Annotated in this window: 8 protein-coding genes; all 8 read right to left on the bottom strand. The window is 44.8% G+C overall.

Translation table 11 applies throughout. The features are described 5' to 3' along the window. Nucleotides 1-914 (bottom strand): flavin monoamine oxidase family protein (locus AC1DUA_RS20890; protein WP_477501604.1); only part of this gene is annotated, 914 nt, incomplete at its 3' end. 112 nt (nucleotides 915-1,026) lie between these two features. After that, complete coding sequence (locus AC1DUA_RS20885) at nucleotides 1,027-2,181, bottom strand: aminotransferase-like domain-containing protein (RefSeq protein ID WP_477501603.1); 1,155 nt, start codon at nucleotides 2,179-2,181, stop codon at nucleotides 1,027-1,029. A 182-nt stretch (nucleotides 2,182-2,363) separates the two neighbouring features. Continuing rightward, nucleotides 2,364-2,906 carry a DinB family protein gene (locus tag AC1DUA_RS20880; RefSeq protein WP_477501602.1) on the bottom strand — a complete coding sequence of 181 codons (543 nt, stop codon included), beginning with the start codon at nucleotides 2,904-2,906 and terminating at the stop codon, nucleotides 2,364-2,366. 68 nt (nucleotides 2,907-2,974) lie between these two features. Beyond that, nucleotides 2,975-3,922 (bottom strand): helix-turn-helix transcriptional regulator, encoded by a 948-nt coding sequence (locus AC1DUA_RS20875; protein WP_477501601.1) that lies wholly within the window; start codon nucleotides 3,920-3,922, stop codon nucleotides 2,975-2,977. Between the two features lie 171 nt (nucleotides 3,923-4,093). Beyond that, entirely contained in the window at nucleotides 4,094-5,053 is a 960-nt protein-coding gene (locus AC1DUA_RS20870) for a helix-turn-helix transcriptional regulator (RefSeq protein ID WP_477501600.1), read from the bottom strand. Between the two features lie 84 nt (nucleotides 5,054-5,137). Then, entirely contained in the window at nucleotides 5,138-5,881 is a 744-nt protein-coding gene (locus tag AC1DUA_RS20865; RefSeq protein ID WP_477501599.1) for an SDR family oxidoreductase, read from the bottom strand. A gap of 503 nt (nucleotides 5,882-6,384) precedes the next feature. Further along, entirely contained in the window at nucleotides 6,385-7,056 is a 672-nt protein-coding gene (gene pyrE / locus AC1DUA_RS20860; protein WP_477501598.1) for an orotate phosphoribosyltransferase, read from the bottom strand. Between the two features lie 555 nt (nucleotides 7,057-7,611). After that, the coding region (locus tag AC1DUA_RS20855) for a dockerin type I domain-containing protein (protein WP_477501597.1) at nucleotides 7,612-9,305 on the bottom strand (1,694 nt) is incomplete at its 5' end.

Genomic DNA, 9,305 nt, shown 5'->3' with positions numbered 1-9,305 from the left:
GATGTGTAGGCATCCTCTGACCAATCCTTATACAGAAAAGCGCTGACTTGCTCTGCCGGAGATCCAAACAATCGAACCAATTGGCTAATCACTTCTTGTTGAATCCCATCCTGCCCCAGTTTATGCCGCATTGCTGCTGGCATCCCGAAGAAACCGAATAGCGCTCCAGAACCTGTCTCAGGTGAAGCATCGTGGATTTCCTGCAAGGGTCCGACACGGCTCGAGATAAATCCTGAGAGTCCCTTTTCTCTCCAGAAGGGTCGATCATAGACAACAACTGCCTTTGCCTGTCCTGCCATCCATGTAGGCTTATTGACGAGATCTGTCACTAGTTCAGAAGGAAGAAGCGGTGCAAACTCCACATGTCGCGCTGCAATTCGAGGCGGTAACGCAAGGATAACCGCGTTTGCATAGAATCGTTCCTTTGTTCCATCTGCAAGTTCCGCTTCTACTTTAACCATACCACTAGGATCTAGATGGATAGCCTTCACTTGCGAGTTTAACTCAATTGTCCCAGAAGGAATTGTATCTGCAATTGCCTCAATTAACGTCATTACGCCTCCATGGAATCGAATAGAAATTACATTTGCATGCGCTGGTTGCACATATTGCACTGGCGATTCGTTGAGTGACCGTTCCAGTAGCATTGCCCCTTGGGTATACTGGATGAAAGTCTCCAGATTTAATTCCTGGGCAATGTTGGTAATTGCATTTTCATACTGCGGCCAGAACCATGTCGGTCCAAGATCGAACGTACCCAGTTCAGACTGGTCTGATATAGATGTGCTCAAGACCCTGCCGCCAATTCGATTTCTCGCCTCTAGAACCTTACAGGAAATACCACGTGCGTGAAGCAAAGAAGCGGCATGAAGGCCACTTAGACCTGCGCCAACTATAATCACCGGATAGTTCATATCTATTCCTCTTTTCTACAAAAAGGGCTGCTTGTTACCCTCATACAAGATTGGTCCCATCATATCACGCACAAAAAAACCATACAATACAAGAATTGTATGGCAAACAATATTATGATGAATTCAGCTCACAGAGTAATTTTTGTAAGATAGATAATCCTTCCTCCAGCTCTTCCATTGTTTCCGGCGCACAGACGGCAATTCGGATAGCCCGTTCCGGGGAACTATTCCCAACGACAAAACGATCCGCTGCATACACTTGCACTCCCTGCTCTGCAGCCAACTTCTCGAATTCCGCACCAGTGATGTTACCCGGTAGCAGCAGCCAGCGGAAGATGCCAGTATCAACACCTAGACAGGTATAGTCTGCCAGATACTGGTTTACAATTTGGTTTCTACTAATGGCTTGTTTACGATGTGCATCTATAATGCTCTCAAATTGATTTGATACAATTGTGCGCGCTGCAAGTTCGGCGAATAAAGGCGATACGGATACGTTCAGATTATAAAGTGCCCTTGTAATAGGCTCCTTGTATGCACTCGGAACTACTGCGTACGCGAGTCGTAGCCCCGGTGCGATCGATTTTGACAAACTCGCAATGTAGATCGCTTGATCCGGCGCGAATGAGGCAATGGCCGGGAGCGGTTGTTCGCACATGAGACTGTATGCCGCATCTTCGATAATAAACTGATCATATGTTCGAGCTACTGCTGCAATCCGTTTGCGATTCTCAACAGACATCGTACTTGCTGTTGGATTGTGATAATCCGGAATTAAGTAGATGCCTTTAATATTGTCATTCTTACATGAATACTCGAAAGCAGTTGGGCTCATCACATCGTTCTCGGACTTGATCGGTATAATCTGGATACTGAGCATAGCTGCGGCTGTTTTTAGACCCGGGTACGTATGAGAATCGGCGCCAATTCGGTCTCCAGGTTTGCACAAACTCGCAAGCGTAGCTGCAATCGCATTTTGGCCCCCATTCGTCAATACAATACGATCAACTGTTGTTTCGAGTCCACTCCTACGGATGAGCTTCATCGCGGCATCCTTTTGCCAGAGTTTTTCGCCTGCACGTCCATAGCCGAGATCTAAAAAATCGGCTAATTCCCGCTGTGAGGGAAGTTTTGTACCAGGTACTAGGACGCCGGTTAGAATATCCAGCTGTAATTGTCGCGCGAGTGCTTTATAAATCGGTTTCTGGGTTCTTTCAATTGTTGGTTTCCAGCTCATTGGATAGTTATCAAATGAATTAATCGGCATGATCGGGCATCCTTTTTCGTAGTGCTAGCTTAATAACAGGCATGATTCATTATAACCCTTTGACCATTTTTACACTAACCCATCTTAGATTGCTTTCCCTTCGATATGTCCTTCTGTGGAGAGTAGTGGATGAGCCAATTGCTGAATTACTACATTCGGCATCGCTCCGTCCTTTTCTTATCTTATATTGTTTTTTTTATGAAATTTTGCAAACGCTCCAACTGCAAAAGATGATGCCTGTAATGCATTTCTACCAGCAAAAACCACTCTGTAGCGTTTAACGCGCCGAAACCTGGATGAAGGATTCTATTCTCTACGGACGCTTGACTCAAAGTAATTTCAGTACGTTTCATCCGTTCCACTACGCCACGAAGTCCTTCCATCAGCTGCTCCTTACTCTCTGGCTGTTGCGGTGTGTACTGCGGCGAAGCCGGGACTTTGATCCGAATGGACGGAAAGCTCCCGAGCTCAAACGCGGTCCTGCCATTCTCCGTTTTTTCCCCCGTGATCCCAATCACAGCCTCGCTGCCGCCTAAACATTGGTCAACATTACGCAGATGCATGAGATGAGCCGACTGAATTAAATGCATATACATTTGCCCAATCGACCATTCCTCCTCGTTAGGCTTTGCATGTAATTGCTCCATATCGAGATTTTCAAGATCAACTAAATACCGTCCAACCGTCTCTTCAAACTCTTTCAATGCTTCCGCTGTACTTCTCATATTTACAACACTCCTCATTCATCTTGGGTATAACCCCAGTATAAAAAAACGCTCCTGACAACAGCGTGTCAGTAGCGTTTTAAAATTTTTTCAGCCTCTTCCCGAATCCGGCGGCGTAAAGACTCCGGTTCCAGAACTTCGACGTCTCCTCCCCAGCTAAGGATTAGGTACAGCAGTTCCTCCGGCGTTCGAACGCGAAAGTGGATCCAAACACCGTCAGCCCGCTCCTCGGCACCTTCCATATAAAAGTTAGCGGTTTCGACGATTTTGTCGACCATTTCTGGATTAGCCCGAACCAGCACGCGTTCGTTACGGTCGTCCGGCGGACGGTAAGTGCTCAAGTTAAAGCCATGCGGAATTGCAAAGTATTTATCTAAAACCGCTAGCTCTGTCATTCGCGACAAGCGGAAATGACGGATATCCTGCCGGAGATCGCAGTACCCAATCAAAATCCAATTACCCTGAACGAGCGCCAGTCCGTACGGAGCAACCTCACGCATACTCATCCGATTGCTGTCAGCTTCCGGCATTTTTTTCTGGTACGAAAACCTTAGTTTTCGCCGTTCCAAAATCGCGCGCCGCGCCTGCCCGAGATGGTCTTTTTCCCTCAAGCCAGTTACCGGTTCGCTAGTGTGAAGAAGCCGCATGGTTTCCCTAACGCGCATCGACTCACCGCGCACTGCTTCGGGTAGAATAGCTTCAATTTTGCGTCGAGCTGCCTTAGCTATATTTTCATAATCACCATCCAACCGCTGCTCAATAAAATCTGTACCCATGAGCAGGGTTACCGCCTCTCCTGCTGAAAACCCAACTGGTGGARGAAAATACCCCTCCATCAGAGAATAACCCTGTCCGGGGGCTCCCAATATCGGAATCCCCATTTCGCTCAAGGCTTGAATATCTCGATAGATTGTCCGTACGCTCGTCTCAAATAGAGACGCCAAATCTTCCGCTCTCAATACCTTGCTCCGTTGAAGTTCAAGCATTATGGCGAGTTGCCGATCGGTTTTGTTCATTTGCTTTTCCCCCTGATTCATTATCCAGGTTCATTTTATTTATTCTAACACAGTCAGCAACATGTTAGTGTTGTATTCAATAATATCCGTATGAGTGTTCGTTCCAACGAAATAAGTTGTAAAGTAGTCTACAATCTCCTTCTTGCCCACAAGATCTCATGAGCCATATCGCTATTCCTCCTTATTATCAGCACAAGTAGGGTAATTGTCTTTGCCCTGATGAGTTGTACCTAACCTACATCTCATCGTATCCAGCTGTATCATCAAATTAATTCTCACACGCTCAGGTTCTACCTCTTCTAGCATATCGCCGAAGGAGAGCAAGTAGCCGTTAAGCCAAGCTCCCTCTGGAAGATCGCTTGATACGGTGAAAGACCCGTCATCATTCAAAGTAATTGCGGTGGCGTCAAATTCGTCATAGACCCTGTAAGCTCCTTTTGTCGATAACTTTATCGTTACTCGCACCGATTCGCGAACGGCATGTTCTTCTGCCAATTCGATTGCTGCTATCTCAGGTCTCGATTCAAAGTGGCTATCCAGGATGATGACATCTTTCATTCGGCTAATTTTAAAAACACGTTGGCTGTCGCTCGTCAAACAATAGGCTGCCAAGTACCATGATTTGCTCTTGAACAGAAGTTGAACCGGTTCTGCCTTGCGGAGGCTCTCTTGGCCCACGCTATTATAGTACCGGAATTGAATTATTTGACAATCGGCAATCGCTTGGCGTAGAAGTGCAAAAAGTTGACGCCGCTGGTCTTCGCTTCCCCATGGTGAAAAGTCGACTTCAAGCCACTGGCTTCCATCTTTTTTGAACAACATTCCCATTTTATGCAGCACCGCATGAATGTCCGGATAATCCGCAGCAGCCAAACTCTGCAGCGCAGCCAGCACATCTTCTTGTTCTCTATCAGTCAACATAGAAGCATGAAAGGAATAGCCTTCTAGCAGCGAAATGCCTCCACCCTTGCCTTTGCTTGCGTAAACGGGAATGCCGGCGCCACTCAACGCATCGATATCCCGGTAGATCGTTCGTGTGGATACCTCGAAATGCTCGGCCAATTCACCAGCCGTTATTGTTTTCTTTTTCAAGAGCATATATAGGATTTCAAAAAGCCTGCCAACCGCCATTGCACTTCACCTTTCCACTGTGTCGATGATTAGGCAAATATACCAACTGTCCTTTCACCATGTCTCAAAGTGCTATGCCTTCTATTAGGAAGCCTGAACAGTTGGTCGAACAATCATCTCATTGATACTCGTATCGGCGGGTTCGTTAATCGCAAATGCGATCGCTCTGGCAATGCTGTCCGGCGAAATGGCGAAGTGGCTCATTTGATCAACCCAGCTCTTAATTTCATTATTGCTGATAGACTCAGTCAAACCCATAGACGTAACTCCCGGAGAAACGATCGTCGTACGAATATTGGATGTTGGACCTTCTTCCTGACGAACCCCATCAGAGATAGCTCTTACGGCAAACTTGGTGCCGCTGTATACAGCAGCCGTAGGATCCACCCTATAACCCGAGACCGACGAAACGGTAATGATATGTCCTGACTTCTGTGATCTCATCTTAGGCAGCACTGCAGCAATTCCGTACAGAACACCCTTAATATTAACGTCAATCATCTTATCCCATTMCTCTACCTTCAATTCGTGAAGAAACGAAAGGGGCATGATTCCAGCATTGTTAATGAGAGCATCGATTTGTCCGTATTCCTGCACTGCATAATCGGCAAGCTTCCGCATGTCCCCTGCCGATGCGACATCAGTTTTCATGTATATCGCGCTACCACCACTCTGTTGAATTTGCTCGGCAATCGCTTTTAACCGATCTTCCCTTCTCGCTGCCAGAACAACTTTTGCTCCGTATTTAGCCAGCGAAAGCGCAGTTGCTTGCCCGATGCCGCTCGATGCTCCAGTGATAATAACGACTTTAGATTGAATGTTTTCCACTATGTTTCTCCTCCATTTCAATGATCGACTGCATTTTCTCCGCATCACACAGTTAATATAACCCTTATAACTAGACAACAGTGTGTCATATTATAGCGCGCGCGAATCCCGAGCGCTCATTGTTCTAAAAACATATAAAAAAGACCGCTTTTGCGGTCATTTCGGAGAACGAGGTAAAACAAATAGTTACTATTCCTTCTAAACCACCAATTGGGGATGGCTAAAACTATTCCAAGTTTAGCTTAGATTTTTGGTTCGTCTAGGCTTTTCCCGGTTCTAAAGCACCCGCCGAGCAATGAGTCAGTTTTTTTAATCTAAAGTCGCAGCGCAATATACGTTCAGAATAAATAAAAAATGTTTCTACACTTGTCAAAACAAGCTCACGCTCGCCGTTCTTTACAAATCATCCCGAAATGCCTTGGGTGGACCGAGGGCAAATGTCCCGAAGCGTCTTTTGCGGCACAACAATTATGCATCTATGTTTGTTTCATCTTACAACATCGTTATCTGACTCCATAAAGGTTGAGATGATCTTCTATTGTATTTTTCATGATCCCATCAATTACAATCTTTCCGTCTATCTCACGATTATGTAGATAATTTACTATATCTTCTATGGTTACGATGGCATTGGTTTGAATACCATAATCATCATTTAGTTCCTGAATCGTCGTCTTATTACTCAATCCTCTCTCTAATCGGTCGACTGAAACGATTAAATTTGTAATCTTTACATCTGCAGTGTTGTTCAATAAATTTATACTTTCTCTTACTGCTGTACCCGCAGTTATCACATCTTCAATGATTGCAATACGATCGTTATTTTGAGGTATATACCCTATGATTTGTCCTCCTTCACCATGATCTTTTTTCTCTTTTCTATTAAATGTTATCGAGATGTCTCTATTATATTTATTGTATAAAGCAGCAGAAGCAGCTACCGCCAACGGGATGCCCTTGTAGGCAGGACCGAAGAGAACATTTACCGATTTATCCAAGTTTGAGTGTAAACAATCAGCGTAGTATTCGCCTAAAATAGTAATTTGCTTCGCAGTTTGAAAATTCCCTGTATTAATCATGTATGGTGTCTTTCTACCGCTCTTAGCTACAAAGTCGCCGAATATAAGAGCATTCGATTTAACTATAAATTCAATAAAATCTCCTTTTTTACTCATTTCAACGTATCCCCCTAAAATATAAATACTTCTCTCGTATATTAACACATTTTGGAACTAAACTGCTCGCTCAAAAAGACCGCCTTTCCCCGATTGAGGTGGCTTCGGCAATGAGGTAAAATAAATATCAAACCAAAAACTTTATCGAAAAGGATCGATCACTATGCAACTAAAGCTGATAGTTATCACGCTCAGCCTGTAAAAGTTCTATTTATCTTGTCCTTGGTGTCTTTTGCAGGCTGAGCCTCTAACCAAGGGGACGTGATAATTTGAAACCGACACGAAAAAATCGAAACCAAGCATTCGTTCGCCATCAACGAAAGGTAGCAATTGCGCGTAAGAAACAGATCGCTAAGCAAACACACTGGCTTGTAACTAATGAGCAATACGGACGTTTATCCAAAAACAAAGTACGCATTAGTGCTCTCCCTGGATAGATTACTCTGAAATCAAGATAATACAACAGGCTGCCGATTATCCCGGCAGCCTGTTTGTCATTAATTTGCTTCGTTTTTGAAAAGATTAACTAAACCTTAAACCCCATTCTATTAATTATTACTCTAATATCTTCATCGCAACTGCTGTTAAATCATCGATGTCTATAACACCGTCTTTATTCACGTCACCGGCTTTAAATTGATTCCAGTCACTGTCGGTCGACTTCTTGCCATACCCCGCTGCCACAATCGCCAAATCTCCGATGGTTACTTTGACGTCACCGTTAACATCTGTGGAAATTCTGGATAATTCGAAGGCGGTAATGGCCGATGTTAAGTTGGTTACAGCTTGATCGATCTGCTGTTGAGTTGCCAAGTGTTGATCGACAACAGATTGGGCTTGATTGATCACCGCCTGCAGTAATGCCTTCGATCCGACTACATATTGACCATCGGCCTTGCCTTCTACTGCGGCATTAACTTTGGATTGCGCTAAGCTAATTAATGTCTGAAGAGCAGCCGTATCGATAGGTTGATTCTGCACGTTGAATGTGAAGGAGGATCCCGGTATTAGTAATTCCTGACCCATACCGTTGGCAATGATCACATTCCCAACTGCTACTGCAGCTTTAACTGGATCAGCGTTAGGCTTGGCAACAAATGAAAAACTAATGAAATTGCCATTAGCCGGAGTCACTTGGTCTTTAACAAGCGCAGCTGTCAGGAATCTGATATTCCCCGGGGATAGCTCTTTCGACTCAATAACTTCTAAACCTTCCATCAATGCATTTGCCTTTACGAACGTCAGTACATCTGGATCGAACTGTATCGTCAGATCTTGCGCATATACTTCTTGATATACGCTATCGGTCACATCTCTGATATTGAAGCTTAAATCAAATGGCGTACCTGATACAACAGATGCCGGCCCCGTTAAAGATGCTGCTGCCGTTTCAACCCCTGCTTCATAAACAGCGATGGAATCCAAGTAAGTCGTCATAACCTGACCTGTCGTATCCTCACTCAGAATGACTACGTCAAGGAAAGCGATCGTGCCGTCATTCTTTGCGGGATCGTAAACAAAATCCAAGGATTGTTCAGCATTTGTAGCTTTATTCTTGTAAGTGACGGTGATCTTCTTAGCTGTCTTATCCACAACTACGGTTACCGTATACCAAGCGAGTTTATCGCTGAATGTAGTATTTTTAACACTGGTGTAATTATTTTTTGGACGAGTGAGTTGCGTGTACGCACCCAGATTCGTGTTGTGTCTGTTTGTAAGAGCGACCATTATGTCGCCGTTGCCGTCCAATATACGCAGTTCGGCACTTTTGGCCGTACTATTGTTTCTTGGCGGAGCGGGGTACCAGTCAAAGACGACCATCATTTTATCGTTATCGACAGGTTTAGGTAATGCCTTCCGCATGGCAAGGTTAATCACGTTATTCGCATAAAGCTGAAACTTTTTGCTGGTGTTCCCGGCTATATCAACATTATCGACCTGTGCGAAGATATGCCCCGGTTCCGTTCTGTCAAATCCCCACAAGGTATCGTCCTCAAAGTCGGTGTAATAAAGTCCTTTATAGCCCGCAACCGGAGGTACGGCACGGGAGAGATGATCCATAGCCTGCTGCAGAGCGTTCCTCGCTGCATAAACCGTGTTCTGAGTGGCTCCAGCATTAGCCATGACAGCATTAGCCGCGCTCAGAGCCTGTGCATAATCATTCCAGTTCTCGTGTTTGTAATTACTTTCTTTGAATGCATTTGCCGTCGAGACTAACTCCTTAAGCGTTGTTTTATTGACGCCTGAGC

The sequence above is a fragment of the Paenibacillus sp. 01T422 genome (assembly GCF_056398785.1).
The sequence above is the reverse complement of the archived record's forward strand: the minus strand, read 5'-3'. Positions and strand labels throughout refer to the sequence as shown.

Coding starts and splice junctions, on each gene's coding strand:
- AC1DUA_RS20885 (WP_477501603.1), bottom strand. CDS start 2,181: ATGCCGATTAATTCATTTGATAACTATCCAATGAGCTGGAAACCAACA.
- AC1DUA_RS20880 (WP_477501602.1), bottom strand. CDS start 2,906: ATGAGAAGTACAGCGGAAGCATTGAAAGAGTTTGAAGAGACGGTTGGA.
- AC1DUA_RS20870 (WP_477501600.1), bottom strand. CDS start 5,053: ATGGCGGTTGGCAGGCTTTTTGAAATCCTATATATGCTCTTGAAAAAG.
- pyrE (WP_477501598.1), bottom strand. CDS start 7,056: ATGAGTAAAAAAGGAGATTTTATTGAATTTATAGTTAAATCGAATGCT.